Here is a 26,332-nt window from a genome sequence, read left to right as displayed (position 1 = left end):
GAGAGGGCACAGCTGGCTCGCTCAGGTTGAGGCTCGGCTCCACGGGTAGGCGATTCTACCGGCGGCGGAGGTGCCGGCTGGTGGGGCGGGGCGTACCGCGGCCAGCACGAGCAGCACCCACATCAGGCGGGCGTCGAAGTAGTCGCCGGAGAAGAGGCACGTGGCGCCGATGAAGATGCCGCAGTAGGCGGCCGTCTGGGCTTCGGGGCCGCGCTGGGCGCGAGGGGTTCTTGCGTACGCGTGCCAGAGGGTGAACCAGGCCAGGCCCAGGAAGGTCAGGCCGACGAAGCCGCCTTCGGCGGCGACGGAGAGCGGAAGGTTGTGCACGTAGCGTTCGCCCTCGCCGAGGTTGGCGATGGCGTGGAAACCGTTGATGCCGGTGCCGAGCAGGGGGCGCTGCCAGAAGAGCCGCAGTGCCCAGGCGAAGAGCACGTCGCGGTCGGAGGTGTAGCCCTGGCCGACGGTGGCTTCGACGAAGCGGGACTGTACGAAGTCGGCGATCACGGGGCCGGCGGTGATCGCCAGGACCATGGACAGGACGACGAGCGTGGCGAGGGGTTTGGCGAGCTGGTCCCAGCGGAGTTTGGGGCGGATGGCGAGCAGCGCGATGGCGATGGTGATGGCCAGTGCCGCCATGCCGCCGCGGGAGCCGGAGGCGAGGGCGCCGAACATGAAGCAGGGGATCGGTACCAGCCAGCGGAGGCTGGCCCCGCTGCGGCCGTAGATGTACAGCGACGTGATGACGCCGAGGATCATGACGCGGACGAAGACGTTGGGGCCGCCGCCGAGGGCTGCCCAGCGGCCGCCGGGGGCGTGGCCGCGACCGGTGCAGGCGGCGAGGAAGTACACCCAGGCGGCGGCGTGGAAGCAGTAGATGGTGATCCGGGTGACGTGGTCGCGGTCCCATTTGGCGAGCGTGTAGTAGACGACGATCAGGAACACGACGGCGCACAGGTCGCCGATCATCGGCCCGATGACCGCGCCGGGCGGGGCCCAGGTGGCGGAGAGCACCTGGTAGCCGTGCAGGCCGATGACCGGCAGGATGCAGTAGCCGCCGGCCGCCGAGCGGGGGCCGATGCGGTGGGCCTCGAGCATCAGGCACATCAGGACGGCCAGGAAGAGCACCACGCGGACGTCGTTCAGCACCGGCACTTCGAGGCCGAGCCGGTTCAGGGTGAAGCGGCCGGCGAGCGCGGTGATGAACGAAACGTAGATCACGATGCCGGGGCGGGCGGTTTCTTGAGAGAGCGCGGGCATGGTCATCGGAGTGCACGGATGACCATGCGCTGGGAGCAGACGCCGAGGATGGTGGCGGCGGCGCACAGGGAGAGCACTGCGGCATGAGCGGGAGGAAGCAGGACCGAGGTGGCGTGGGTCAGCAGCACCTGGACGGCCAGGCAGGCGAGCAGCACTCGGCTGATCACCGGGGTGTCGAGCAGGGCGTCGAGGGTGGGCCGGGCGGCGTAGAAGACGGCGAGCGGGATCGCGGCCAGGACGCCGACGCGCAACACGCCGGCCGCGGCGGCGAACTCCGGTCCGAGGAAGCCCTTCACCAGGGCGGGTGCGATCAGGGCGAAGACACCGGCGGCGGCGGAGGCGAGGGCGGCGGCCAGTAGCGGAAGCCGAATGAGCATGCGCATCGTGGCGCCGTCATCCGGGCCGGTGCGATCCGGGCCGGTGCGATCCGGGCCGGTGCGATGAAAAAAGCGGCTGAGCCGGGGCAGCAGCACCGGGGTCAGCATGCCGAAGAACGAGCAGATCAGGGTGACGGCCGAGGTCGCGAAACCGACGTATCCGGCCTCCGGGCCGCCGGGCAGGGCGGCGGCCACGGCGAAGGTGGGGTAGGTGAAGAGCGCGGGCAGGGCCATGTCGCCGGGAAGCCTTCGTAGCCCGTACGCGAAAAGGGTCTGCAAGGTTGGCTCTGAGGTCCGGTGTGGTGCCGGCGAAGCCGGGCGCCGGCGACGGACCGTGCCCGCGCCCCAGGCCGCGACCATCGTCATGCCCGCGCCCTGGAGGACGAGGAAGTCGTCGATCCGGTCGGCGAGGGGGAAAGCGATCAGCGGGACCAGGCCGAGGCCGACGGTCGAGATGGCGTTGGAGCGGGCGACCTGGTGGGTGCCGCGCAGCGCGGCGGTGGCGAGGGTGCAGAGGCTGTTGCCGAACAGCATGATCAGCACCGCGCCGACCGCGCCGGATCCGCCGCCGAGACCGAGGGCCCGGGCGAGCCAAGGGCTGAGTGCGACGCCGGCCAGGGAGAACACCGCTGTCACTCCGGCCTGCGCCAGAAAGGTCCGGCGAGCCAGAGACGCAGACCCTTCTTGGGTACGCGGAAGGTAACGCTGAAGAGCCTGCCCCAGTCCGGCCGTCACCAGGGGCTGGAAGCTGCTCACCACACCACGGGCGATCTGGTAGTACGCGAAACCCTCGACGCTGCCCCGGCGGGCGACCAGGTGGAACAGGAACAACCCGGAGCCGAGCACGAACCACTGCGCCAGCAGCGTGCCGGCGTAATCGCGCCGGACGGCTGCCGGGACGGCCCGCAGGAGCGATCGCAAGGAGCGCTCTCACCGTCGGACGTTCGCCGGGCGGACGTCCGCCAGGTCGAGCGGCACCACGCGCTGCAGCAGCTCGGGGGTGCGCCGGTAGCCGAGCAGGGCGAGCGCGGTCAGCCCGAGGATCTCCAGGTCAGTGCGCAGGTTGCGGCGTTCCACGTACGCGAGGCCCAGCGCGATCTTCCCCGGCCGGATCAGTTCGTCGTACGCCAGGTCCACGTCCTCGTGCCCGGCCAGGATCGTCCCCTCGTCGTGGAACACGATCGACGCCCAGTCGGTGATCCCCGGCCGTACGTCGAGCAGCCGCATCTCGTCGGCGGAGTACCGCTGCACGTCGGAGGCGACCTGCGGCCGCGGCCCGACCAGGCTCATGTCACCGACGAGCACGTTGACCAACTGGGGCAGCTCGTCGAGTTTCCAGCGGCGCAGGAACTGCCCGGTACGGGTGAGCCGCGGGTCGTCGTCGGCGGTGGACGGGCCGCCGAGTTTGGCCGCGTCCACCACCATGCTGCGGAACTTCAGCATCGCGAAGGGCTGCCCGTACCGGCCGACGCGGGTGCCGCGGTAGAGGACCGGCCCGCCGTCCTCCCGCTTGATCCGCCACGCCACGAAGGCGGCCACCGGGCTGGCGGCGGTCAGCGCGACCGCCGACACGGCGATGTCCATCAAGCGCTTCCCGAACTCGTGCCGTGCCGTCATTTCTCCCCTTTCACCAGCGAAGAAATCGCTTGTACGTAGACCCGGGACTGCGTTCCCCGGTGTATCGACGTCTGCCCGTGCAGTACGGCACCCGTCTTGGCGTAGAAGCCGTGCGCCCGCTGCTGCTGCTCGCCGGTCACCACCTTCACCGCGGTCTCGCCCCGCTCCGAGAACCAGGTCATGAGGTGCTCGTAGAGCTTCGTGGCCACGCCCCGCCCTCGCAGCGACGGCACCACCACGAAGTTGATGATCTCGGCGGCGGGCAGGGCGGGATCCGCCGAGCCGGGGTAGGCGAGCGTCTCGAGGAGCCGGAACGCCCTCATCGGGTTCAGCAGCCGGGGCAGCAGCAGCGGGATCACCGCCGCCCACCGGCGCCGGGCGAACTCCCGGAACAGCGCCGAGGTGTCCGGTGAGCCGCAGATGTAGCCGAGCGGCCGCCCCGACGGTACGTGCTCGGCCAGGTAGAGAACGCCGAGCCTGCTGGTGGTGAGGTGCCGGTAGAGCAGCCGCAGCACCGGCTCGCCGAGGGAGGTCAGGAACCCTTCGGCGACCTCGGTGGCGTGCAGGTGCGCGACCGCGGCGATCTGCGCGCGGCTGAAGGGGCGCCCCACGATGCGGAACTGTTCAGAGGGCGACGGCTCAGAGGGTGACGGTTCAGAGGGTGACGGTTCAGACATGGGCTCGTGTCGCTTCCCGTCCGGCCAGGAAGCCGACGTGCCGGAAGATGGAGGGCACCCCGGCGCCGGCCCGGACCGGGATGGTCACGACGTGCGCCGCGGCCCACTCCGCGTTCGGGCAGGAGCCCTCGGTGTATCCGGCGGCGGCCAGGCCCGCGCCGCTGAGCGGGTGCACCGGGGTGGCGAACCAGTCGCCCAGCTCGACGCCCTCCGCGGCCGCCTCGCGCAGAGCACGCTCCTTGTCGGCGACCACCACGGGAATCCGCAACGGCAGGTCGGCGGCGGTGTGCGGGATACCGCGGCGGGTCAGCTCGGTGCGGTAGGCGCGGGCGACCCGGCGGCGGCGGTCCGTCTCGCCGCGCCCGGCCGCGATCCGCGCGGGCAGGCGCCACCGCACGGTGCGGCTCATCCGCCAGTCGTACTCGGGGCTCACCGCCGGGTCGGCGGCGTACGAGCCGACGACGACACCGAGCCCGGCGAGCCGGCGGTAGAGGGAGCGCAGCCGCCAGAGGACGCCGGTGCCGGCCGCGATCCGGTAGGCGGCGTACTCCGCGGTCATCAGCAGCTCACGGCGTGGCGGTGGCGGGCCCAGCCGGTCGTAGCGGGTGCGCATCTGGGCCGCGAGCCCGGGATCGTGCACCACCGCGGTCCCTCCGACCCCGGCGACAACTGGTTTGCCCCATTCGTAGGAGTAGAAAGCGGCAACACTGCGTTCGTCGTCATTCTCACCCGCGGTGATGTGCGCGCAGTCCTCGATGATCGGGATGTTCGGCGGCATGTGGTCCAGCGGCACCGGGATGCCGAAGGTGTGCTGCACGATTACCGCCCGGGTGCGCGGGGTGATCGCGTCGCGCACCCGATCCGGGTCCAGGCCGAACGTATCCCGGTCGATGTCCGCGAAGACCGGCCGCACGCCGAGCCGCAGCAGCGGTTCGATGACGGCCGCGCAGGTGTAGGCCTGCACCACGACCTCGTCGCCCGGCTTGACGCCCAAGCCGCTGAGGATCGCGTGCAGCGCCACCCTGCCGCGGTAGTAATGCAGAACCTCGTTCACTTCTTCTCCAACTTCGCTGTCTTCTCCAACGTCGCTGTCTTCTCCAACTTCGCTGCCTTCTCCAACTTCGCTGTCTTCTCCAGCAGGGCCTTGAGAGAGCCGATCCCGTAGAGGACGTGGGTGGTGAGGAAGACCGCGGGCAGCGCGATCGCCAGGCCCGGGTCGCGGTGCTGCCTCGCCGCGCGCACGGCGAAGGCAAGTGCGCTCATTCCGTACGCGGTGAGCACTGCCCCCGTCAGCCGACGTGCCGGGCGGCTCACCGGCGACAGCGCGGCACCCGCCGCGACGGTCAGGACGAACCCGAGCGGTACGACGTTGCGCCACGAGCCGATCCAGCGCCCGACCGAGCGGCTCGCCTTGAACGGCCAGTAGCCCGCCTCGACGGTCCACGAGCAGAACTCGCGGAAGTCGCTGCGCGCGTAGTACGTACAGGTGATCTCCGGCAGCAGCAGGATCTGCCCGCCGGCCGCGCGCAGCCGCTGGTTGAACTCGCGGTCCTGGGCCCGGGTGAGGTGCTCGTCGAAGAGCCCGATCCGGTCGAAGACGTCGCGCCGATAGCAGCCCCCGAACACGGTGTCGACCCATTGCGGTCCGTCGGCGCCGACCCGGTACTTCGAGTTCCCGGCGCCGAAGACGCTCGTGGTGGAGAGGGCGATGGCCCGGCCGAGCAGCGTGTCGTCGCGGGCGCGGGAGAGCCGTACGCCGCCGACGTTGTCCGCGCCGGGATTGTCCACGAGTGCCCGGACGCACCGTTCCAGGTAGTCGGGCGGGTATTCGGCGTGCACGTCGAGCCGGATGATCACGTCGCCCCGGGCCTGCCGGATGCCCCGGTTCAGCGCGGCCGGCTTGCTGTGGCCGGGGTTGTCGATCAGGCGCAGGCGGGGGTCGCGGATCGCGTAGTGGCGGGCCACCTCGCGGGTGCCGTCGTCGCTCATCCCGTCGACGAGCAGCACCTCCATCCGTTCCGCCGGGTAGGTGTTGCCGAGCACCGAGTCCAGGAACGCGGCGACGAACCGGGACTCGTTCCAGCACGGGATCACGACGCTGAGAAACGGCATCTCGCTCAGGGCGGGCATCGGGCTCAAGGCGGGCATCGCGCTCGGGGCGGGCGTCTCGCTCAGGGCGGGCGTCTCGCTGTGGGAAGGCTTCTCCATGACCGCGCCCCTATCCCGCGCCGAAGAAGCGGCGGACGCTGTCCGCGACGTGGTCGATCTGCCAGTCCTCGAGCTCGGGGTGCATCGGCAGCGAGAGGACCTGGCGGCACAGCTCCTCGGTGCGGGGCAGGCTCCAGTGCTCCAGGTCCAGGCCGCGCTGTTTGTGCAGCGGCACCGGCCACGAGATCAGCACCTCGATCCCGTCGTTGGTCAAGTGCTCGACCAGGCGATCCCGTGCGTCGGTGGTGACCGGGTAGTTCTGGAAGACGTCGCGGCGGCGGCTGTCGGAGTCCGGGCCGACCGGGATGCGCAGGTCCGGAAGGTCGTGCAGGCGTTCGTCGTACCGTCGAGCAAGCTCGCGCCGCCGCTCGATCCAGCGCGGCAGCTGAGCGAGACGCCAGTCCAGGATCGCGGCCTGCAGGTTGTCCAGGCGGCAGTTGTAGCCCCAGCCGTCGATCTCGGCCTTGCCGACGCGGCCGTGGTCGCGCAGCCGCAGCAGCCGGTCGGCCAGATCGTCGTCGTCGGTCAGCACCGCGCCCGCGTCGCCGAGCGCGCCGAGCAGCTTCGCCGGGTAGAACGAGTACGTGCTGGCCAGTCCGAACGTGCCGGCGGTCTGCCCGTCCACGGTGGCACCGAGGGCCTGCGCCGCGTCCTCCAGGACCACCGCACCGACCTGGTCGGCCACCTTGGTCACCTCGGCCATGTCGACGGTGCGGCCGTTCAGGTGCACCGGGATGATCACTTTCGTCCGCTCGGTGACCCGCTCGGCCAGCTCCCGGGTGTCCATCAGATGGTCCGGGCCGATGTCGGCGAAGACCGGGGTGGCGCCGCGCAGCACGAACGGCGAGATCGTGGCGATGAACGTGTGCGCCACGGTCACCACCTCGTCGCCCGGCCCCACGTCGAGGGCGTGCGCGAGCAGCCTCAGCCCGTCGGTGCAGTTGCTGACGCCGACGGCCCGGGCCGAGGAGTTGAACCGGGCCAGGTGCGCCTCGAAGTCGCGCAGCTCCTGGCGCAGCATGAGATCACCGCGGGCGATGGTGCCCTCGATGATCGGCAGCAGCTCCTCCCGCTGCCGCCGCCACTGCTCGGGGTAGTCAACGAACCTGACTCGCCAGTCCACGGTGGGCCTCCCAATGGTCACGGACGCGCCGGCTGATCGACTCGGGGTCGAGGCCGTACGCGCCGCGCAGAAAATCCTGGTCCCCGACGACGGAGGACGACTGGTTCGGCAGCGCCACGCGGATCAGCGGGACGCCGGCCGCCGTCTCGGCGAGCACCTCCGCCACCGCGCTGCCCAGCCCGCCGACGATCGAGTGCTCCTCGACCGTGACGATGGCCGCGTACTGTGCCGCCGCCTCCCGGATCGCGGCGGTGTCGAACGGGTCGAGCCAGGGGAACGACCGGACGTCCGCGCGGATTCCGCCGCTGGTCAGCAGGTCGGCGGCGCGGCAGGTCACGTCGAGGATCGCGCCCGTGCTGCACAGCAGGATCTCGCCGCCGCCCGAGCCGGCGCTGTTCAGGGGAAGACCGGCGCTGTTCAGAAGAAGAGACGTGCCGCGCGGGGCGGACACCGGGCCGGGGTGCACGCTCGGCTCGCCGGTCTTGCCCAGCCGCAGATAGGCGGGGCCGCCGGAGGTCAGCAGGTCGTCCAGCACCGCGTCGACCTCGGCCGGGTCGCCGGGCGCCGCGACCGCCATCCCCGGCAGTGCCCGCATGATGGCCAGGTCCTCGGTGGCGTGGTGCGACATGCCGAGCGCGCCGTAGGCCAGCCCGCCGCCCACCGCCACCACCGTCACGTCGGCCTGGTGGTAGCAGATGTCGTTACGGATCTGTTCCAGGCAGCGCAGCGTCGGGAAGTTGGCGATCGAGTAGGTGAAGACCCGGCCGCCGCCGAGCGCGATCCCGGCCGCCAGCCCGGCCATGTTCTGCTCCGCCACCCCGGCGTTGAGGAACTGCCCCGGCCGCGCGGCCACGAACTCGTCCACCGCCCCGAAACCCAGGTCAGCGGTGATCAGCACGAGATCCGGGTCGACGAGCGCGGCGGTCAGCAGGCCGGCGAAGAAGCGGTTCCTCACGTCGGCCCCACTTCCGCCAGGGCCCGGTCCAGTTCCTCGGGCGACGGCGGGCGGTAGTGCCAGAGCACCCGGTCCTCCATGAACGAGACGCCCTTGCCCTTGGTCGTCCGGGCGAGCACGCAGCGGGGCCGGCTCGGTGCAGCGCCCCGTGGGACGCGCAGCGCCCCCGTCAGCGCGGCGTGATCGTGGCCGTCCACCTCGGCGACGTCCCAGCCGAACGCGCGCCACTTGTCCGCGAACGGCTCCAGCCGCAGCGTCTCCTCGCACGTGCCGAGCGACTGCATGTTGTTGTGGTCGACGATCGCGATCAGGTTCGACAGCTCGTGGTGGCCGGCGAACATCGCCGCCTCCCAAACGCTGCCCTCGTCGCACTCGCCGTCGCCGAGCAGCACGTAGGTGCGCCACGAGCGGCCCGTCTGCCGGGCCCGCCAGGCCAGCCCGGCACCGACCGGCAGGCCGTGCCCGAGCGAGCCGGTGGAGAACTCGACGCCGGGGATGCCGACGTGGCTGACGTGCCCGGACAGATAGGAGCCGTTCTGGTAGTGCCGGTGCAGGACGGCCTGGTCGAAGAAGCCGCGCTCGGCGAGGACGGCGTACAGGGCGGCGCCGGCGTGACCCTTGCTCATCACGAACCGGTCCCGGTCAGGCCACTGCGGATGGGCTGGATCGACGTCGAGCACGCCGGTGTAGAGGACGGCGAGCAGGTCCGCGCAGGAGAGCGCGGAGCCGACGTGCGAGCTGCGGCCGCTGCTGGTCATCCGCAGGACGTGCGCGCGGACAGCACGCGCGGTGGATCCCGAGTCGGTGTTACCCGAGTCGGTGTTGTTCGAGTCGGTGTTGTTCGAGTCGGTGTTGTTTGAATCGAGCTCCATTTCAGATCACCGCATAGCCGATGTACGGGTCGAACTCGAACCGCCGCAGCTCCAGCCGGTTCAGGCCGACCTCGTCGAGCACCGCGGCCGTCTCACCGGGCCACAGCGGGTTGTCGAGTTCGTCGAAGGCCAGAACGGCGCCGCGCGGCAGCCGTGGCAGCAGGTTGCGCAGCGCCACGATCGTCGGCTCGTACAGGTCCAGGTCGAGGAAGAGCAGGCTGATCACCAGGTGCGGGTTGTCCGCCACGAACTGCGGGATGGTCTCGGTGACGTCGCCGCGGATCAGCCGCGCCTTCGGCAGGTGGCCGAGGAATCGGTCGGTGTCGTAGATCTCCAGCAGCCGGGACAGCTCGGCGTAACTGTCCGAGGCGAGGTCGCCGGCACGCACCTCGGTGGTCTCCGGGCGGTCCTGCGACGACACCGACGGGAAGCCGCCGAACGAGTCGAACCCGTAGATCCGGCGGGTCAGGTTGGTCGGCTCCAGAGCGGCGCTGAGCTGCGCGAACGTCATGAAGCTGGCACCACGGAAGACACCGCACTCGACGATCGAGCCCTTCACCGGCAGGCACAACTTGAACAGCTCGTAGAGGGCCGCGAACCGGGTCACCTGGGAGCGGCGGGCATAGCGCGCCATGTTCGCCAGGCGCGTGGGCAGGTCGTCCGTACTGTTCTGGAAGACCTCGGCGATCGCGCCGGGCACCTGCCGTTCGGTCTCGTTCTGCAGACCGCCGGGGGTAGTCATGGCATCGCTCCGATCAGGTCCCGTGACCACCACTTGGGCTTGAATCCCGGGCGGCGCTGGGCCGGGGTTCGCGGGGAGACATAGTCGTCGAAATGCGGGAACGCCTCCGGGCCCTTGCCCGGGACCATGTTCAGCACGCAGCCGAGCAGCGTCGCCTTCACCCCGTTCAGCGAGCGGACCGCGGCGGTGACCTGCATCCCGGTCGTCCGGCTGAAGCGGACCACGAGCAGGACGCCGTCGGCGCGGGCCGCGACCACCTCGCCGTCGGTCACCGGCAGCAGCGGCGGGCAGTCGAAGATCACCACGTCGAAGCGGCGGCGTACCTCGTCCACCACCTCGGTCATCCGCGGTGAGCTGAGCAGCTCACTGGGGTTCGGCGGCGGATGCCCGCCGGCCAGCAGCCACAGGCCGACACCCCACGGCTGGATCACCTCGTCGACGGTGGCGGAGCCGTTCAGGACGGTGCTCAGCCCGGCCGCGTCGTCGCGGCCGAGGAACTTGGCCAGCCGCGGGCGGCGCAGCTCGGCGTCGACAACGAGCACCCGCTGCCCGGTCTCGGCGAAGAGCAGCGCCAGGCTGCACGCCGTCGCTGAGCGGCCCTCACCGGGTACCGCGCTCGTCACCGCGAGGGTCTTCAGCGACGTCCCGGCGGCGGCGGACTGGATCAGGGTGCGCACCTGGCGCAGCGCCTCGGTACGCGGTGACCGGCTCTCCGACACGAACGGGCCGACCGACGGGGCCCGGCGGTCGGCGGGCACCCGGGCCAGCACCGGTGCGCAGGCCAGCGCCTGCAGCGAGTCGGCGTCGCGAACGGTGGCGTCGGAGACCTCGCGGAGCACCGCCGAGCCGGCGCCGACGATCATGCCGGCCATCAGCGCGAGCGCGAAGGTGTCCAGCGGGCGCGGGGCGACCGGGTCCTCCTCCAGGTGCGGGCCGTTGACGATCTCCACGCGTACGACCGGGCCGTCGTTGTCGGCGCTCGTCTCGAGGTTCTCCACCACGGTCTCGAACTGGCCGGCGACGTCAGTGACCAGCGTCATCGCACCCGTCCTGGACTCGTCCTCCACCGTCACCTGGAGCATCACGGTGTCGGCGATGGCCTCGGCGCTGATCCGCTCCCGCAGCTCGGTGGCGTCCAGGTCGACCCGGCCGGACGTGATGAGCGGGGCCACGATCTGGTCGCTGTCGAGCAGTTCGGCGTAGGTGGCCATCCGGCTCGTGGAGAACATGGTCCCCGGGTAGAGATCGGCGGTCTCCGTGGACGGGGCGCTGAAGAAGAACGTCACGTTGGCCGCGTACATCGGTGTGGTCCGCATGTTCACCACCTGAGCCACGCCGAGAGCGAGGAAGAGCGAGACGGCCACCAGCCACCAATGTCTCTTGGCGACCCGGAGATAGTCGCGTAGGCCCATGCAGACCTCCCCGGTCAGGCCTCCCCGTTCAGATCCCCCGTTCGGTGGCCACTGCCACGATATGGCGGTCTCCACCACCGAGTGCCGCATTCGAGAAAATCCTATTTATCCTGAAAAGCATTGATAAACTGACGCCCCACCGGCTTGGGCGTGGAGGGGCGGCCTGTGTTTCTCAGAAGGCCCGAGTTCTGGTACGGCGAGCTTTGGTACCCCGAATTTTGGTACGCCGTACGCGCTCGCGTGATGCGCCATCGCCGGATCCTGCCGCTGGTGGTGGACGCTGCCGCCTGGGCCGCCGGGCTGCTGATCGCGGTTCTCACCCGATACGGTGCGCTGAACCGTGACCGGATCGCCGGTACGGTCGCCGCCGCGCTGCTCGCCGTCGTCCTGCAGGCCGCGATCGGCCACACCCGGCACCTCTACCGCGGTCGCTACCGGTACGCGAGCTTCGACGAGGTCCGGGCGGTCGCCGCCACCACCGTGGCCACCGGGGCCGGGCTGCTCGTCGTCGACGTGCTGCTGTCGCGGCACCCGGTTCCGGCCAGCGCACCGGTCGTCGGCGGTGCCGTCGCGCTGCTGCTCATGCTGGGCTTCCGCTACGTGCTCCGCACCTACCGGTCCCGGCGCCAGCGGCCGGACGTCCGTACCGCGACCCCGGTGCTGCTCTTCGGTGCGGGCGAGGCGGGCATCCTGCTGCTGCGGTCGATGCTGCACGACCGGGGCGGGCGGTACCTGCCGGTCGGGATGATCGACGACGATCCGCACAAGAGACGGCTGCACGTGCTGGGCGTACCCGTGCTCGGATCGCGCCTGGACATCCCCGCCGTGCTCGACCGGACCGGTGCGTCGGTGCTGGTCTTCGCGGTCGCCAACGCGGAGGCCGAACTGGTCCGCGACATCCGCGACCGGGCCGTCGGTGCCGGCGCCACCTTCAAGGTGGTGCCCTCGGTCAGCGAGCTGATGGACCACCCGGTGGCCGTCGACGACATCCGCGACGTGCAGGTCACCGACCTGCTCGGCCGGCACCAGATCGACACCGACCTGCACGCCATCGCCGGGTACCTCACCGGCAAGCGGGTGCTGGTCACCGGTGCCGGCGGCTCGATCGGCTCGGAGCTGTGCCGCCAGATCCACCACTTCCACCCGGCCGAGCTGATGATGCTGGACCGCGACGAGACCGCGCTGCAGGCCGTCCAGCTCTCCCTCGACGCCCGGGGCCGGCTCGACGATCCGGCGGTGATCCTGGCCGACCTGCGCGACGCCGAGCAGATCCGGACGATCTTCCGGACCCGCCGGCCGCAGGTGGTGTTCCACGCCGCCGCCCTCAAGCACCTGGCCCTCCTCGAGCGGCATCCCGGCGAGGCGTTCAAGACCAACGTGCTCGGCACCCTCAACGTCCTGGACGCCGCCGAGCACGTGGAACGGTTCGTCAACATCTCCACCGACAAGGCCGCCGACCCGACGAGCGTGCTCGGGTACGCCAAACGCGTCACCGAACGGCTCACCGCCTGGACCGCCGGCAACCGTCCCGGCACGTTCCTGAGCGTCCGCTTCGGCAACGTGCTCGGCAGCCGCGGCTCGGTGTTCACCACGTTCAGCGCCCAGATCGCCGACGGCGGCCCGGTCACCGTGACCCATCCCGACGTCACCCGCTACTTCATGACCACCCAGGAGGCCGTGCACCTGGTCATCCAGGCGGCGGCGATCGGCCGTGACGGTGAGGCGCTGGTGCTGGAGATGGGTGAGCCGGTGCGGATCGCCGAGGTGGCCCGGCAGATGTCCCAGCTGGCGCCGACGCCGGTCACCATCCGCTATACGGGGCTGCGGCCGGGGGAGAAGCTGGCCGAGACGCTGTTCGGCGCCGGCGAGGTGGACCGGCGCCCGTTCCACCCGCTGATCTCGCACGTCGAGGTGCCGCCCCTGGACGCCGACCGGATCCGGCGCCTCCGCCCGGACGCCGATCCCGCCACCGTGGCCGCCCAGCTCGCCGACCTCTGCGCCGCCTCCCCCGCCGACCTCTGGCACCGCGCCGCCTCCTGACGCCCGCCGCCTCCTGACGCCCGCCGCCTTCCTGACCCCGCCGCCTTCCCTGACCCCGCCGCCTTCCTGACCCCGCCGGCCCGCCCGTCAAGGTCAAGTCCCCGGCTGGCTCTGAGCGGTGTCAAAACGGCCGTGAGGCACCCCTGGGAGCCAGCCGGGGCTTACACCGCGGGGAGGGGGGTGGCGGGGGTGTGCCGGTCGGGGAGGGGCTTGCGGTGGCCGGCGGCGCGTTCGAGGGCCGCGCGCAGGCGGGCCTCCTCGCCCTCGCGGTCGCGGTACCAGGCGATCGCCCAGATGCGGTGGAGGTTCCAGCCGAGGCCGAGCAGCACCTGTTCGCTCAGGCGGTCGCGGTCACGGGCCGCCGCGCACTCACCGTAGGCGGCGCCGTCGCAGCGGATGCCGAGCGCGTACCCCGCTTCGGCCTGGTCCGGCAGCCGCACGCCGAGGTCGACGCGGCCGCTGGCCCAGCCCAGGGCTGGGTAGGCCGGGTAGCCCCAGGACCGTACGGTGGCCAGCACCGACTCCTGGAACGGGCCCTCGGGAACGCCGGCGGCACGCTCGGGGACCGAGGTCTCCAGGGCGGCCGGGCCCCGCTCCGCGTAGTCGAGGTAGGAGGCGAGCAGGCGTACGCCCTCGTTGTCGGTCTCCGGCACGTCGCGGGCGGTGATCGAGGTGACGATCTCGACGCGGTAGCGGGCCCGGGTGATCGCGACGTTGAGCCGCCGCCAGCCGTTGGGCCGGTTCAGGGCGCCGAAGTTGGCACTGATCTTGCCGGACTCGTCGAAGCCGTACCCGATCGAGAAGATCATCACGTCGCGCTCGTCGCCCTGCACGGCCTCCAGGCTCTTCACGAAGAAGCCGTGCAGCCGGTCGTCGTCGAGGATCCGCTCCAGCTCGGGGCGGCCGGCCGCGACCCGTTCGACGGCCCGCTCGATCGCCTCGGCCTGCACCACCGAGAACGTCACCACGCCCAGCGACAGGCCGGGACGGGTGGTGAAGTGGTGCACGATCCGCTCGGCCACCCGGTCCGCCTCGACCGGGTTGTCCCGGGTGCTGCTGCGCCGGTAGACACCACCCGCCGGGATCAGCGCGACACCGGTGTCCGGCCCGCCCGCGTTCGCGCTCGGGAAGACGCTGAGCCGTCCCTGGTAGAACGCGTGGTTGGAGAAGGCGATGAGCGCCTCGTGCCGGCTGCGGTAGTGCCAGTTCAGGCCGAGGCTGGCGAACGCGCCGCAGCCCTTGGCCAGCTCCAGCACCGACTCGAAGTCGAGCACCGGCAGCTCGTGCTCGGGCTCGTCGCCGGCACCACCCTCGGTGCCGCCGAGCGCACGGTCGAAGAACGAGGTGGGCGGCAGCTGGCGGTCGTCACCGGCGGTGATCAGCGCGGTGCCCCGGTAGATGCAGTTGATGGCGTCGGCCGGGGTGACCTGGGACGCCTCGTCGAAGATCACCACGTCGAACCGGATGTCCGGAGGCAGCGACTGGCTCACCGTCAGCGGCGACATCAGGAAGCACGGCCGCAGTCCGAGAACCAGGTCACGGGCCCGGCCGATCAGGTCACGGACCGGCAGGTGGCGGCTGGCCTTCATCGCCTCCCGGCGCACCAGATCAGCGGAAGCCCCCATGCCGCTGTCGGCGGCTCTGTCGTCGGCGGTCTTGTCCAGGGCCGCGCGGCGCGACGCCACCGCCTCGGCGATGTCACCGACCGCCGTGGCGGTGAGCTTGCTGTCCAGGCTGCGGAACTCCGCGACGAGCCGGTCCCGGTCGGCGGCCCGCCACGGACGCAGCCGCTGGTCGGACTGGATCACCGCGTCGGCCCACGCCCGGAACAGGGCCCGCTCCACGGCGGGACGGACCTGCTCGGCGGTGAGCCTGCGGTCGGCGCAGAACTCCACGACGCCGTCCAGGCCGTACCCGCTGAGCACGGCGCGGGCGTCCTGCGCGGCGAACCACTCCTCCTGGCCGCCGGCGTCGGAGCGGATCCGCTGCAGGAAGACGCGGGCCTTCTCCGGGTCGCCGAGCAGCTTGCCGAGGTCGGCGCGGCGGGCCGGGGCGAACGCCTCGAGGACGGCCTGCCGGGCCGCGGCCCACTGCTCGGCCAGCTTGGACAACCCGGAGACCGGCCGCAGCTCGCGCAACGCCGCCGCCTGCTGCTTGGTGAGGGCCGCGTCCGAACCGGAGAGCAGCGTCCGGGCGGTGGCCGCCCAATCCACAGCGGCGGTCAGGGCGTCCTCGTCGGTCTCTCCACCCTTGTAGGCATCACCGAACACCTTGGTGAACTCGCCGGCGCTCGTGGACAGCGCCGCCTCCGCGTCGGCGACCTCCTGCCGGAGCCGGCCCAGCAGGCTCACCTCGGCGAAATCGAGGGACCGCCCGGTCGCCACGTCGTAGGCGTGCACCACGGCGGCGACCGCTGCCAGGGCCGTGGCGTGCGACCGGAGCCAGGTGACAGCGGCGTCGATCGAGCCGGCGACCAGCTCCGGGCGGTCCGCGGCGAACGGGCCCGGCTTGCCGGCGAGCACGGCGTCGCGCGCGGCGGTGGCCAGGCGGACCGGTTCGGCGTCCGGGGACTTGGCGCAGACGTACGCGGCGACGGCCTGCACCGCCGCCGGAGGAGCCGAGCGCAGCCCCTGCTCGACGACCTGCAGTGCCTCGTCGATGGCGGTGAAGTCCGTACCCGGACCCTTCCAGTAGCGGCCGAGCGCCGGGCCGTACGTCTGCTCCGCCGCTGTGAGATCCTGCCGCGCACGCTGCCAGGCCACCGCGGTCTCCAGGCGCGGCAGCGCGTCACGCACCGCGGCCGTGGGCAGCACGAACGCCGCGACGATCCGCCGGTCGCGCCGGTAGGCACCGAGCATCTTGCGCAGGCCCCGGTGCACTCGGGCGAACCGGTCCGCGAGCTCCTCGACCGGCTGGGTCAGGATCGCCTCGGCGAAGAACGGGCGGGCGCGCACCTCGGCGGCGACCAGGTTCTCCAGCGCCCGGCGCAGGGCCTGCGAGCCGGTGGCGACGGTCGCGGCGGCGCCCGGCGAGAACCAGAACGGCTCCGGCTTGTGCTTCCTCGTGCCCAGCTCGGCGATGTCGGCCACCCGTCCGATGTCGGCGACCGTCACCGCCTTCGGCAGGCCCAGCTTGGCGGTGACCTTGTCGATCGCGACCCGGTGCCGCTCCAGCTCGTCGGCCGCCTCGGTGCAGGCTTTCGCCTGCCGGTCCGCCTCGGCGGCGGTCAGCGGTGCGAGATCAACCGGTTCCGGCAACAGGCCACTGAGATCGGGTACGGAGGGAAGCTCGGCCGGGACCGGAAGGGCCGACCACGAGGCGCCGGCCCGACGGGTGGCGGATTCACGGGTGGCCCTGATCGTGGTGAGTTCCCGGCCCAGCGTCCGTACGGCCTGGCGGACCGGCTCCAGGGTGGCGGCGGTCAGCCAGTCGTCGCGGACCTGCTCGGGGCGGCGGCCGGCGTGCGCGGAGAGCCTGGCCAGGGTGCCCGCGTCGTCGGGGCTGCCCAGGTTGAACGCGGCCGGCGCCTTGCCGTCGCGTACCGCCCGGGTCAGGCCGGCCAGGGCGCGCTCGGCCCGGGACAGGACCGGGTCGAGCGGCTCGCGCTTCATCACGTCCCGCCACGGGAGGTCATCGCCGGGTTTTGGATCACCGGGTTTTGGATCACCGAGTTTTGGATCACCGGGTTTTGTGTCGCCCGGTTTTGTGTCGCCCAGTTTTGAGTCGTCGCTGCTCACGGCTGTGCGCCAGGCCGCGGAGAGGCGGTCGGCGGCCTCCCGGACCCGGCGGACCGACTCCGTGGTCACGGTGGCCGGGGAGATGACCGGCACCGGAGCGGCCGGGGCCTCGGCCAGCTGGGCGCAGAGGCCGAGCACGTCGTGCAGGGTGCGGCCGAGCGGCTGGCGGACCTCGTTCATCGCGTCGGCGTACACGCTCAGTTGCTCGCGCCGCTCACGCGTACCCCTGCGGTCTGTGCCGGTGAGACCGCCGCCCGGGCCGCCACGTGGTGCCGGACCGTCGTCCAGGGCCGCGGCCAGCGCGGTCGCCACCTCCTTGCGGCCCGCCTTGTGCCCGTGCAGCTCCAGCACGTAGCGGTCGAGACCCGCCTCCACCAGCCGGTGGTGCACGACGTCCAGGGCCGCGGCCTTCTCCGAGACGAACAGCACGCGTTTCCCGGCGTGCAACAGGCAGCCGATCATGTTGGCGATGGTCTGCGACTTGCCGGTGCCGGGCGGGCCGTCCATCACGAAGCTGTGGCCGGCCACCGCGGCGGCGATGCAGGCCCGCTGCGAGGCGTCGGCGTCGAGCACCAGCGGAACGTGCTCCGGCGCGGCCACCCGGTCGATCTCGTCGGCCGGGATCGGGTTGAACCGGAACGCGTCGGTCTGCCGGCCGGTGCCGGTGGTGGCGAGCGCCTGGATCACCGGGTGACCGAGGATGCGGTCCTCGTTGACCAGCAGGTCCCGGTAGATCGCCTCCTTGTGGAAGGTCAGGTAGGAGAGGAACACCGTGCGCTCGACGTGCCAGCCCCGGCGGCGGGCGACAGCGCTCTGCAGCCCGGCCCAGACCGTGGTGACGTCCACGTCGGGACCGGTCGCCGGCGGCTCCAGGCCGAGGCGGCGCAGCCGGATGGAGAGCGCCGGGTTGAGGACCATCTCGTCGTCGCGGACCCGCAGTCGCGGCGGGTCGCCGGGGCCGGCGGTGACCAGCTCGACGGGGAGGAGGAGTACGGGGCTGGCGTACGCCTCGTCGTTCTCGTCCCGCCAGCGCAGCAGGCCGAGCACCAGGTGCAGCACGGACACACCGCGGTCCAGGTACTCCTGGCGGGCCTTCTTCAGCATCCGGCGCAGCACGGCGTCCAGCGCCTGGTCGGGCAGCTCGGTACGCAGCACCTGGTCGGCGGTGGCGTGCCGTTCCGGGTCGGCACCGGTGCCGACCAGGGCGCACTCCCAGCCCTGGTGCAGGGCGTCGACGACGGCCTCCGGCTCCGGGCCGACGATCTCCACCAGGTCGGGGTGGTCGGTCGGGAAGCTGATCAGCCGGTTCGTGTCGCCGAGGTCGACGAGGCTGTCCCGCCAGGCGTGCAGTGCCGCTCGTACCTCGGTCCGGGCGGGAACAAGCGCGTTCTGGGTGCGTTTGCCGGCTGAACGGTCTCTCATGTCCCGATTGCACCAAAGCGGCTATCTTTTCGCTGGCGAATGGGAATGCGTGCGATGGGCGATCACGGCGAGCGGGCTCGTTTCAGGGCGCGCCTGTGTCAGACAGCCATGCCTCGCAGGACGGCGTCGACCAGTTTTTCCGCGAAGCCCTCAACCGGGACGGGTGGGCTCCACGGCATCATCGACCGCACCATCGACGGGCCGTTGAGCATCAGCAGGGACAGTTCGACGTCCAGGTCCGGGCGGAGCTCACCCGACTCGATGCCGCGGCGCAGGACCTGGCGCATCACCTCGCGGCGGGGCTCGATCACCGCCCGGTACATCCGGGCCAGCTCGTCGTCGCGGATCAGCTCCGGGAGCAGGCAGGCGGTGACCTTGCCGTAGCGCTGGCCGAGCGGGCTGCGGCCGGCTGCGATCAGCGTGATCAGGTCCTCCCGTACGGAATGGCCCGCAAGCTCGGGCAACGGGCCCTTCATCGCGCCCACCGCGTCGACAAGCAGGGCTTCCTTGTTGGGCCACCGCCGGTAGATCGTCGCCTTGCCGACGCCGGCCTTGGCCGCCACCGCCTCGACGGAGATGGCGGCCGCGCTCTGGCCGTCGCTGAGCAGGGCCAGCACCGCCTCGAGGATGGCCTCGTCGGCCTGGGCGTTGCGGGGCCGGCCAGGAGCTTTGCGCTCCTGACCGGGTCCGGTTGCTGCGGATTCCTCGGCAGCGGCGTTGGCCGTGGTCATGGCAGTCATTGTTACCGACGGGTTACGCGTCGGCCAACGCGAGGCCGTTCGGCTCCTGCTCGGGCTTCGCGCCCCCCGGCTTCCCGTCCTCCAGCTTTTCGTCCTCCGGCTTGGTGTCCTCCGGCTTGGTGTCATCCGGCTTGGCGATCTCCGGCTTGGCGATCTCCGGCTTGGCGGCCTGCTTGCCGGGCAGCCAGATCGCTGCGACGAGCGCGCCGAGAAGTGCGAACACCGTGGTGCCGACGGCGGCGTAGTGCATCGCGGTGATGAAGGCGCTGTTGGCCTCACTGATCAAATCGGCACTGATCAAATCGGCACTGATCAAATCGGCGCCGGCCGGGCCGGCCTGTGCGGCCACCGCGTAGGCGCCGGCCACCGATTCGCGGGCGGCCTCCTGGGCGGCTGCCGGGAGGGCGTCGGTCGCGGTGCCGAGGTGACCGCGGTACGCCGAGGACACCACCGCCCCGAGTACGGCGACACCGAGTGCCCCGCCCAGCTGGCGGATCGTGTTGCTGACCGCCGAGCCGACGCCCGCCTTCTCCCGCGGCAGCGCTGCCATGATCGCCTCGGTGGCGGGCGGCATCACGTTGGCCATGCCGACGCCCATCACGAAGAACGCCGCACCGACCACCCAGATCGGGGTCTCGGCGCCGATCAGCAGCCAGGTGGAGAGGCCGGCCGCGACCAGCAGCAGGCCGGCGGTGCTGACCGCCTTCGGGCCGAACCGCTTGACCATGCCGGCGCTGAGCGGCGCGAACACCATCTGGCCGACAGCGAACGGTACGAACAGCGCGCCCGAGGTCAGCGGGCCGTAGCCGCGGACCAGCTGGAGGTAGAACGCGCCGAAGAACATCGAGCCCATCGCCGCGAAGAAGACCAGGCCGACGATGCCGACCGAGGCCGAGAACTGGCGGATCTTGAAGAGGCGCACGTCGAGCGACGGGAACGGGATCCGGCTCTGGTAGATCACGAAACCGGCCAGGACCAGCACACCCGCGGTGATCGTTCCCCACGCCGCGAGCTCGCCGAAGCCGTCCTCGCCGCCCTTGATCACGCCGTAGGTGAGCAGCGTCAGGCCGATGATCGACAGGACGACGCCGAGCACGTCGACGCGGTTCGGCTTCGGGTCACGGGACTCCGGGACCAGTACGGCGACCAGCGTGACGCCTACGATGACGATCGGCACGTTGATCAGGAAGACCGAGCCCCACCAGAAGTTCTCCAGCAGCAGGCCGCCGATCACCGGGCCCACCGCGACGGCGAGGCCGACGGCACCCGCCCAGACGCCGATCGCCCGTGCGCGCTCGCGCGGGTCGAACACGTTCGCGATGATCGACAGGGTGGCCGGCATGACGGCGGCGGCGCCGAGACCCATCACGGCGCGAGCCGCGATCAGCTGGTTGGCGGTGTCCGCGTACGCCGAGATCAGCGACGCGATCCCGAAGATCACGAGGCCGGCGGTGAGGGTGATCCGGCGGCCGAGCCGGTCGGCCAGGATGCCGGCGGTGAAGAGCAGCCCGGCGAAGACCAGGGTGTACGAGTTGATCGCCCACTCGAGTTCGCTCTGAGTGGCGCCGAGGCCGTGCTCCGGGTCGGCGATCGTGCTCATCGCGACGTTGAGCACGGTGTTGTCGAGCACCACGACGAGCAGGCTGACGACCAGCACGCCGAGAATCGCCCAGCGCCGCGGATGCCCGCTCTGAGACGGCTCGGTCTGAGGCGGCTCGGTCTGAGGCGGCTCCGTCTGAGACGGCTCCGTCTGAGACGGCTCGGTTTGAGATGTGGCCATGTCCTTGCCCCCGATTTCGAAACGGAACGGTTCCGTATTCGTCGAGAACCCTAAGCCTGCCCGTGGTGAAACGAAACGGTCTCGTATCGAAATGTGCGCCCCGTCACTCCGGCTCGCTGTGAGCGGGCGGGCGTGGGGACTGGCGATTTGCGCGGTACTGAGGAGCGGTACCGGATGTGAGGGTGGGTGTCAGGGACTGCCACGCGGTGACCAGGGCTCGGCGGAAGTCGGCTGTCTCGTGGGGGGTGAGTGTGCCGACCATGCGGGCCTCGAGTTCGCGGACGGGGGTGGCTACGGAGGCCAGGAGTGCGCGGCCTTCGGGGGTGAGGCGGAGGTGTAGTTCGCGGCGATTGGTGGGGTTGCGTTCGCGGCGGATGAGGTCGCGGTGTTCCAGGGTGCGGATCATGTCGGCCATCGACTGGGCGGTGACGAAGGAGTCCCTGGCCAGCTGGGCCGCGGAGAGGCCGTCGTGTCGTTCGAGGACGGTCAGCGCGGTGAATTGGAGCGCGGTGATGCCGACGGGACGGACCAGGTCGTCGAGGCCCGCGCGGACCGCCAGTTCGAGCTGTTTGACCAGGTACAGCAGCGAGGGCATCGGGTGCTCCTTGGGGAGGTGCGGACTTTCGCGCGGGCCGTCAGATTACGGGATTGACAGGATTCCTGATCGTCAGGAAACCTGCTGATGGGATGGCCGGATCTGTGAGAGGTTGAAGTGCATGAATCTGAGCGGCAAGGTCGCCATCGTGACGGGCAGCGGGCGCGGGCTCGGTTTGGCCTATGCCAAGGCCCTTGCCGCGGCCGGTGCGTCGGTGGTGGTGAACGACGTCGACCAGGCGGTGGTGGACGCGGCGGTGGCTGAGGTTGCCGGCTCGGTGGGAGTGGCAGCGGCGGTGGGTGGGCCCGCTGCAGCGGAGCGGCTGGTGGCGGCTGCGGTGGACAACTTCGGACGGCTTGACGTGCTGGTGACGAACGCGGGGATCCTGCGCGACCGGGTGCTCTGGAAGATGTCCGACGAGGACTTCGACGCGGTGATCGACGTGCACCTGCGCGGGACCTTCACGTGTGCGCGGGCCGCCGTGATCCGGATGCGCGAGCAGGGCACCGGCGGGCGGCTGATCCTGATCTCCTCGCCGGCGGGGCAGCGGGGCAATTTCGGTCAGACCAACTACGCGGCGGCCAAGGCCGGCATCGCTGCGATGGCGCGGACGTGGGCGCTCGAACTCGCTCGTGCGGGGATCACCGTCAACGCCGTGGTGCCCGTCGCGGCCACCGAGATGACCAAGACGATTCCGGCGTTCGCCCCGGTGATCGAGGAGGCGGAGCGGACCGGGCAGCCCTATCCGGCGTGGCTGCGCCGGGACGAAGGGCTCGGGACGGTGGAGGACGCGACCGGGCTGATCACGTTCCTGGCGTCGGACGCGTCCAAGGACGTGACCGGGCAGGCGATCGGGATCGGCGGGGACCGGCTGGCGCTCTGGGCGCATCCGGCGGAGAAGGCCGTCGCCTTCGCCGACGGCGGGTGGACTGCCGGTGCCATCGCTGCCGAGTGGGCGTCGGGTGTCGGCGCTTCGCCCGAGACGTACGGGATTCCCGCTCCGCGGGTGCCGGGCTCATGATTTCCGGGGGTGCCGATCTCATGATCAACGTTGACGAGCTCGTTGCGATCGACGTGCACACGCATGCCGAGGTCAGCCGGGACGGGCACACGTCGCTGAGCCCGGCGCTGCTCGGTGCGTCCGCGGAATACTTCAAGGCGGAGGGGCATCGGCAGCCCACCATCAACGAGATGGCTGAGTACTACCGGTCGCGGAAGATGGCGGCAGTGGTGTTCACGGTGGACGCCGAGCACGCCACCGGGTATCCGCGGATCTCCAACGTCGAGATCGCCGAGAACTGTGCGGAGCATGCCGGCACGCTGATCCCGTTCGCAAGCATCGACCCGCACCGGGGCCTGGCCGGGGTGCGGGAGGCCAGGCAACTGGTCGCCGATCACGGGGTGCGGGGGTTCAAGTTCCACCCGAGCATCCAGGGGTTCTCGCCGGACGACCGGCTCGCCTATCCGCTGTACGAGGCGATCGAGGAGCTCGGGGCGGTGGCGCTGTTCCACACCGGGCAGACCGGCATCGGCGCCGGTGTCCGCGGTGGCGGCGGGATCCGGCTCAAGTATTCCAACCCGATGCTCGTGGACGACGTGGCGGTGGACTTCCCGGACCTGCGGATCATCCTGGCCCACCCGTCGTTCCCGTGGCAGGACGAGGCACTGGCCGTCGCCACGCACAAGGAACACGTGTACATCGACCTCTCCGGCTGGTCGCCGAAGTACTTCCCGCCGCAACTCGTCCGGTACGCCAACAGCCTGCTCCAGGACAAGGTGCTGTTCGGCTCGGATTATCCCGTCATCACCCCTGATCGCTGGCTCGCCGACTTCGCCCGGCTGGAGCTGAAGGACACTGTCCGCCCGAAGATCTTGAAAGAGAACGCCGCCCGCCTACTTTTTGGGGAGAACACGAAATGACCACCGTTGTGAACGGCCTCGAAGGACTCAAGTCGCTCGCCGGGCAGGACCTCGGCTCGTCCGAGTGGCTGGAGATCACCCAGGAGCGGGTGAACACGTTCGCCGACGCCACCGGCGACCACCAGTGGATCCACGTGGACGTCGAGCGGGCCAAGACGGGGCCGTTCGGCGGGCCGATCGCCCACGGCTATCTGACGCTGTCGCTCGTGATCCCGCTCTTCTCGAGCCTGCTCACGGTGGAGGGCATCAAGCTGGGCGTCAACTACGGGCTGGAGAAGGTGCGTTTTCCGAGCCCGGTGCGGGTCGGCGCGAAGATCCGGCTGAACGCCAAGGTGGTGAGCGTCGAGGACGTGGCGGGCAACGGGGTGCAGAGCACGTTCGACTTCACGGTCGAGGTGGACGGGTCGTCGAAGCCGGCTTGCGTGGCGCGGCCGGTCTACCGGCACTATGCCTGATTCAAGACCGCCTAATTCAAGACCGCGTGATTCCGGACTTGGCTCTTGGCCCGGGCGGCGGGCGGCGATGTCGCCCGGGCGTACTGCCCTGATCTTTGAGGGAAAGCCGGTCACCTACGGTGAGCTGCACGAACGGATCTGCCGACTGGCTGCGGCTCTGCGTGGTGCCGGGATCCGGCGTGGCGACCGCGTCGCCTATCTGGGTACCAATCACCCGGCGTTCGTCGAGACGATGTTCGCGACGTACGCGCTCGGAGCGATCTTCGTGCCGCTGAACTTCCGGCTCACCGGGCCGGAGATCGCGTACCAGCTGGAGCACAGTGGGGCGGTGGCGCTGATCCACGACCGGCCGGTGCCCGAATCTGTGCCCCTGGCCGTCTCCCTGGACGCCTACGAGAGCTTTCTCGGCGGCGCCTCGCCGGGCTTCACCGGTGAGCCGTCGGCGCTGGACGACGTGGCCTGCATCCTCTACACGTCGGGGACCACCGGGCATCCGAAGGGCGCCATGCTCACGCACGGCAACCTGATCTGGAACGCGTACAACCTGCTGGTGTGCGTGGACGTCGCGTCCGACGAGGTGACGCTCGTCAGTGCGCCGCTGTTCCACGTGGCGGCGCTCAACCAGTGCCTGCTGCCGACCTTCCTCAAGGGCGGCACCTCGGTGATCATGCCGGGCTGGGACGTCGACCGGTGCTTCGACCTGATCGCGTCGCATCGCATCACGTGGATGTTCGGGGTGTCGGCGATGTTCGCGGGGCTGGCCCAGTCGCCGCGGTGGGCGGGTGCGGATCTGTCGTCGGTGCGGTGTTTGATGACCGGTGGGGCGCCGGTGCCGGAGGCGTTGATCCGCGCCTACGAGGAGCGGGGACTGACGTTCTGTCAGGGGTACGGGATGACGGAGACGGCACCCGGAGCGACCTTCCTGGAAGCGCGGGAGAGTCACGACCACATCGGTTCGGCGGGGTTGCCGGTGTTCTTCACTGATGTGCGATGCGTACGGCCGGACCTGTCCGAGGCGTCCCCCGGTGAGCCGGGCGAGGTGCTGGTCCGCGGGCCGAACGTGACGCCCGGCTACTGGAACGACCCGGGGGCAACCGCGGGGGCGTTCGTGGACGGCGGGTGGTTGCGGTCCGGGGACGTGGCCGTGGTGGAGGAGTCCGGGCACTTCCGGATCGTCGACCGGACCAAGGACATGTACATATCGGGTGGGGAGAACGTGTACCCGGCCGAGGTGGAGGCGGCGATCTTCGAGCAGCCGGGGGTGGCGGAGGCCGCGGTGGTGGGTGTGCCGGACGAGAAGTGGGGCGAGGTGGGGCGGGCGTTCGTCGTGCCGGTACCCGGAGCGGGGCTGGAGCCGGGGGACGTGCTCGCGGGTTTGCGGGGACGGCTGGCCGCGTACAAGATCCCGGTTTACCTGGAGGTGGTGGAGGAGTTGCCGCGTACCGGGTCGAACAAGGTGCTCAAGGGGCCGTTGCGGGAGCGGCCGCTTCCCGGGCGGGCCTAATCTCTGCCGGCCTGTGTTTCGCCGGCGTTCGTCTCCGGCCAGGCTGCCGCGACCAGGGCCGGCAGGACGGTTGCGGCCGGGCCGTGCAGGTTCACCCGGGCGATCGGGTCCAGGGGCGTCGGGTGGGGGTTGACCTGGATGACGGCGGCGCCGGTGCGCTCGGCGACGCGGGGGATCTCGGCGGCCGGGTACACCAGGCCTGATGTGCCTACGGTCAGCAGTACGTCGCAGGCGGCGGCGGCGCGGACGGCGTCTTCCAGGGCTGACTCGGGGAGGGCCTCGCCGAACCAGACGACGCCGGGGCGGATCGGGCCGGTGCAGGATGCGCAGGCGGGCGGGGTGAGGCGGCCGCCGTGGTCCGGGTCGGCGCTTTCCGGGTCTGAAAGCTCTGCTGGGTCTGGAAGCTCCGCTGGGTCTGAAATTTCCGCTGGGTCTGAAAGCTCCGCCGGGGTGCCGCAGGTGGAGCAGCGTGGGGCGAAGAGGCTGCCGTGCAGGTGGACGGTGCGGGTGGATCCGGCGCGTTCGTGCAGGTCGTCGACGTTCTGAGTGATCACGTCGAGGTGCGGGGAGTGTGCCTCGATCGCGGCGACCGCTTCGTGTCCGGCGTTCGGGTGGACGCTCGTCACCCGGTGGCGGCGCCACTCGTACCAGCCCCAGACCAGGCCGGGGTCGTCCTGGAACGCCTGCGGTGTGGCGAGCGACTGGGCGTCGAAGCGTGCCCACAAACCGGTGAGGGCGTCGCGGAACGTCGGCACGCCGCTCTCGGCCGAGATCCCGGCGCCGGTGAAGACGACCACCCTCTGGGCCTGTGCCAGCAGTTTTGCGGCCTCCGCGAGGTGTTCCATGTGATCCCCTCCGCCGTTGATCCGTGTCCCGGCACGCATGAGTGTGGCAGCGAA

The 26,332-nt window shown here is 71.0% G+C and carries 21 protein-coding genes; 5 read left to right on the top strand and 16 right to left on the bottom strand.

The genetic code is table 11. The features are described 5' to 3' along the window. Window positions 1–21: 21 nt before the first annotated feature. Genes ACFQV6_RS06450 through ACFQV6_RS06400 form a run of 11 tightly spaced genes read right to left on the bottom strand, consistent with a single transcriptional unit; the run spans window position 22 to window position 11,240 of the window. Window positions 22–1,263 (bottom strand): O-antigen ligase family protein, encoded by a 1,242-nt coding sequence (locus ACFQV6_RS06450; protein WP_378026407.1) that lies wholly within the window; start codon window positions 1,261–1,263, stop codon window positions 22–24. Then, window positions 1,260–2,555 (bottom strand): lipopolysaccharide biosynthesis protein, encoded by a 1,296-nt coding sequence (locus ACFQV6_RS06445; protein WP_378026406.1) that lies wholly within the window; start codon window positions 2,553–2,555, stop codon window positions 1,260–1,262. The genes ACFQV6_RS06450 and ACFQV6_RS06445 overlap by 4 nt, the downstream gene beginning before the upstream one ends. 9 nt (window positions 2,556–2,564) lie before the next feature. Then, on the bottom strand, window positions 2,565–3,251 hold the full coding sequence (locus tag ACFQV6_RS06440; RefSeq protein ID WP_378026405.1) for a sugar transferase: 687 nt from the start codon (window positions 3,249–3,251) through the stop codon (window positions 2,565–2,567). Continuing rightward, on the bottom strand, window positions 3,248–3,862 hold the full coding sequence (locus ACFQV6_RS06435; RefSeq protein ID WP_378026404.1) for a GNAT family N-acetyltransferase: 615 nt from the start codon (window positions 3,860–3,862) through the stop codon (window positions 3,248–3,250). The genes ACFQV6_RS06440 and ACFQV6_RS06435 overlap by 4 nt, the downstream gene beginning before the upstream one ends. Before the next feature lie 58 nt (window positions 3,863–3,920). Further along, window positions 3,921–4,982: a DegT/DnrJ/EryC1/StrS family aminotransferase gene (locus ACFQV6_RS06430; RefSeq protein ID WP_378026403.1), complete on the bottom strand. Its 1,062-nt coding sequence runs from the start codon at window positions 4,980–4,982 to the stop codon at window positions 3,921–3,923. After that, window positions 4,979–6,136, bottom strand: coding sequence for a glycosyltransferase family 2 protein (locus ACFQV6_RS06425; protein WP_378026402.1), 1,158 nt, complete (start codon window positions 6,134–6,136; stop codon window positions 4,979–4,981). The genes ACFQV6_RS06430 and ACFQV6_RS06425 overlap by 4 nt, the downstream gene beginning before the upstream one ends. A 10-nt stretch (window positions 6,137–6,146) precedes the next feature. Then, window positions 6,147–7,259: a DegT/DnrJ/EryC1/StrS family aminotransferase gene (locus ACFQV6_RS06420; RefSeq protein ID WP_378026401.1), complete on the bottom strand. Its 1,113-nt coding sequence runs from the start codon at window positions 7,257–7,259 to the stop codon at window positions 6,147–6,149. Beyond that, entirely contained in the window at window positions 7,234–8,214 is a 981-nt protein-coding gene (locus tag ACFQV6_RS06415; protein ID WP_378026400.1) for a transketolase family protein, read from the bottom strand. Before ACFQV6_RS06415 ends, ACFQV6_RS06420 begins: the two co-directional genes overlap by 26 nt. Next, complete coding sequence (locus ACFQV6_RS06410; RefSeq protein ID WP_378026399.1) at window positions 8,211–9,086, bottom strand: transketolase; 876 nt, start codon at window positions 9,084–9,086, stop codon at window positions 8,211–8,213. Before ACFQV6_RS06410 ends, ACFQV6_RS06415 begins: the two co-directional genes overlap by 4 nt. Window position 9,087: 1 nt before the next feature. Then, window positions 9,088–9,828: a TylF/MycF/NovP-related O-methyltransferase gene (locus ACFQV6_RS06405; RefSeq protein ID WP_378026398.1), complete on the bottom strand. Its 741-nt coding sequence runs from the start codon at window positions 9,826–9,828 to the stop codon at window positions 9,088–9,090. Continuing rightward, window positions 9,825–11,240: a polysaccharide biosynthesis tyrosine autokinase gene (locus tag ACFQV6_RS06400; protein WP_378026397.1), complete on the bottom strand. Its 1,416-nt coding sequence runs from the start codon at window positions 11,238–11,240 to the stop codon at window positions 9,825–9,827. Before ACFQV6_RS06400 ends, ACFQV6_RS06405 begins: the two co-directional genes overlap by 4 nt. A 243-nt stretch (window positions 11,241–11,483) precedes the next feature. Here ACFQV6_RS06400 and ACFQV6_RS06395 point away from each other — a divergent pair, with 243 nt between their 5' ends. Next, window positions 11,484–13,280, top strand: coding sequence for a polysaccharide biosynthesis protein (locus ACFQV6_RS06395; protein WP_378026396.1), 1,797 nt, complete (start codon window positions 11,484–11,486; stop codon window positions 13,278–13,280). Between the two features lie 161 nt (window positions 13,281–13,441). Here the strand turns inward: ACFQV6_RS06395 and ACFQV6_RS06390 are convergent, their stop codons facing one another. From ACFQV6_RS06390 to ACFQV6_RS06375, 4 genes are all read right to left on the bottom strand, one after another. Next, entirely contained in the window at window positions 13,442–18,439 is a 4,998-nt protein-coding gene (locus ACFQV6_RS06390) for a DUF4011 domain-containing protein (protein WP_378026395.1), read from the bottom strand. Between the two features lie 98 nt (window positions 18,440–18,537). Next, complete coding sequence (locus ACFQV6_RS06385; protein WP_378026394.1) at window positions 18,538–19,170, bottom strand: TetR/AcrR family transcriptional regulator; 633 nt, start codon at window positions 19,168–19,170, stop codon at window positions 18,538–18,540. A gap of 22 nt (window positions 19,171–19,192) precedes the next feature. Beyond that, window positions 19,193–20,836, bottom strand: coding sequence for an MFS transporter (locus ACFQV6_RS06380; protein ID WP_378026393.1), 1,644 nt, complete (start codon window positions 20,834–20,836; stop codon window positions 19,193–19,195). Window positions 20,837–21,062: 226 nt separating this feature from the next. Beyond that, the gene (locus tag ACFQV6_RS06375) at window positions 21,063–21,554 is read right to left on the bottom strand and encodes a MarR family winged helix-turn-helix transcriptional regulator (RefSeq protein WP_378026392.1); all 492 of its coding nucleotides are present in this window, start codon (window positions 21,552–21,554) and stop codon (window positions 21,063–21,065) included. Between the two features lie 121 nt (window positions 21,555–21,675). On the opposite strand from ACFQV6_RS06375, the gene ACFQV6_RS06370 reads away from it, so the two are divergent. From ACFQV6_RS06370 to ACFQV6_RS06355, 4 genes are all read left to right on the top strand, one after another. Next, a complete protein-coding gene (locus ACFQV6_RS06370; protein WP_378026391.1) occupies window positions 21,676–22,575 on the top strand; it encodes an SDR family oxidoreductase in 900 nt (299 codons plus the stop codon). Window positions 22,576–22,595: 20 nt separating this feature from the next. Next, window positions 22,596–23,474 carry an amidohydrolase family protein gene (locus ACFQV6_RS06365; protein ID WP_378026390.1) on the top strand — a complete coding sequence of 293 codons (879 nt, stop codon included), beginning with the start codon at window positions 22,596–22,598 and terminating at the stop codon, window positions 23,472–23,474. Beyond that, window positions 23,471–23,929 carry a MaoC family dehydratase gene (locus tag ACFQV6_RS06360; protein WP_378026389.1) on the top strand — a complete coding sequence of 153 codons (459 nt, stop codon included), beginning with the start codon at window positions 23,471–23,473 and terminating at the stop codon, window positions 23,927–23,929. Before ACFQV6_RS06365 ends, ACFQV6_RS06360 begins: the two co-directional genes overlap by 4 nt. Window positions 23,930–23,996: 67 nt before the next feature. Further along, window positions 23,997–25,433 (top strand): long-chain fatty acid--CoA ligase, encoded by a 1,437-nt coding sequence (locus tag ACFQV6_RS06355; protein WP_378026388.1) that lies wholly within the window; start codon window positions 23,997–23,999, stop codon window positions 25,431–25,433. On the opposite strand, the gene ACFQV6_RS06350 is transcribed toward ACFQV6_RS06355, so the two are convergent. After that, the gene (locus tag ACFQV6_RS06350; RefSeq protein WP_378026387.1) at window positions 25,430–26,278 is read right to left on the bottom strand and encodes an NAD-dependent deacetylase; all 849 of its coding nucleotides are present in this window, start codon (window positions 26,276–26,278) and stop codon (window positions 25,430–25,432) included. The two genes, ACFQV6_RS06355 and ACFQV6_RS06350, sit on opposite strands and share 4 nt — an antisense overlap. Window positions 26,279–26,332 lie beyond the last annotated feature (54 nt).

It is taken from the genome of Actinoplanes sp. GCM10030250 (assembly GCF_042666575.1).
Taxonomy (GTDB): domain Bacteria; phylum Actinomycetota; class Actinomycetes; order Mycobacteriales; family Micromonosporaceae; genus Actinoplanes.
Note: the sequence above shows the minus strand (reverse complement) of the source record. Positions and strands in the feature narration are given on the sequence as shown.

What these genes read in the sequence shown, in the direction of transcription:
- ACFQV6_RS06410 (WP_378026399.1), bottom strand. Translation starts at nt 9,086, where the DNA reads ATGGAGCTCGATTCAAACAACACCGACTCGAACAACACCGACTCGAAC.
- ACFQV6_RS06355 (WP_378026388.1), top strand. Translation starts at nt 23,997, where the DNA reads ATGTCGCCCGGGCGTACTGCCCTGATCTTTGAGGGAAAGCCGGTCACC.
- ACFQV6_RS06425 (WP_378026402.1), bottom strand. Translation starts at nt 6,136, where the DNA reads ATGGAGAAGCCTTCCCACAGCGAGACGCCCGCCCTGAGCGAGACGCCC.
- ACFQV6_RS06360 (WP_378026389.1), top strand. Translation starts at nt 23,471, where the DNA reads ATGACCACCGTTGTGAACGGCCTCGAAGGACTCAAGTCGCTCGCCGGG.
- ACFQV6_RS06405 (WP_378026398.1), bottom strand. Translation starts at nt 9,828, where the DNA reads ATGACTACCCCCGGCGGTCTGCAGAACGAGACCGAACGGCAGGTGCCC.
- ACFQV6_RS06440 (WP_378026405.1), bottom strand. Translation starts at nt 3,251, where the DNA reads ATGACGGCACGGCACGAGTTCGGGAAGCGCTTGATGGACATCGCCGTG.
- ACFQV6_RS06390 (WP_378026395.1), bottom strand. Translation starts at nt 18,439, where the DNA reads ATGAGAGACCGTTCAGCCGGCAAACGCACCCAGAACGCGCTTGTTCCC.
- ACFQV6_RS06385 (WP_378026394.1), bottom strand. Translation starts at nt 19,170, where the DNA reads ATGACCACGGCCAACGCCGCTGCCGAGGAATCCGCAGCAACCGGACCC.
- ACFQV6_RS06400 (WP_378026397.1), bottom strand. Translation starts at nt 11,240, where the DNA reads ATGGGCCTACGCGACTATCTCCGGGTCGCCAAGAGACATTGGTGGCTG.
- ACFQV6_RS06350 (WP_378026387.1), bottom strand. Translation starts at nt 26,278, where the DNA reads ATGGAACACCTCGCGGAGGCCGCAAAACTGCTGGCACAGGCCCAGAGG.
- ACFQV6_RS06375 (WP_378026392.1), bottom strand. Translation starts at nt 21,554, where the DNA reads ATGCCCTCGCTGCTGTACCTGGTCAAACAGCTCGAACTGGCGGTCCGC.
- ACFQV6_RS06370 (WP_378026391.1), top strand. Translation starts at nt 21,676, where the DNA reads ATGAATCTGAGCGGCAAGGTCGCCATCGTGACGGGCAGCGGGCGCGGG.
- ACFQV6_RS06450 (WP_378026407.1), bottom strand. Translation starts at nt 1,263, where the DNA reads ATGACCATGCCCGCGCTCTCTCAAGAAACCGCCCGCCCCGGCATCGTG.
- ACFQV6_RS06395 (WP_378026396.1), top strand. Translation starts at nt 11,484, where the DNA reads ATGCGCCATCGCCGGATCCTGCCGCTGGTGGTGGACGCTGCCGCCTGG.
- ACFQV6_RS06365 (WP_378026390.1), top strand. Translation starts at nt 22,596, where the DNA reads ATGATCAACGTTGACGAGCTCGTTGCGATCGACGTGCACACGCATGCC.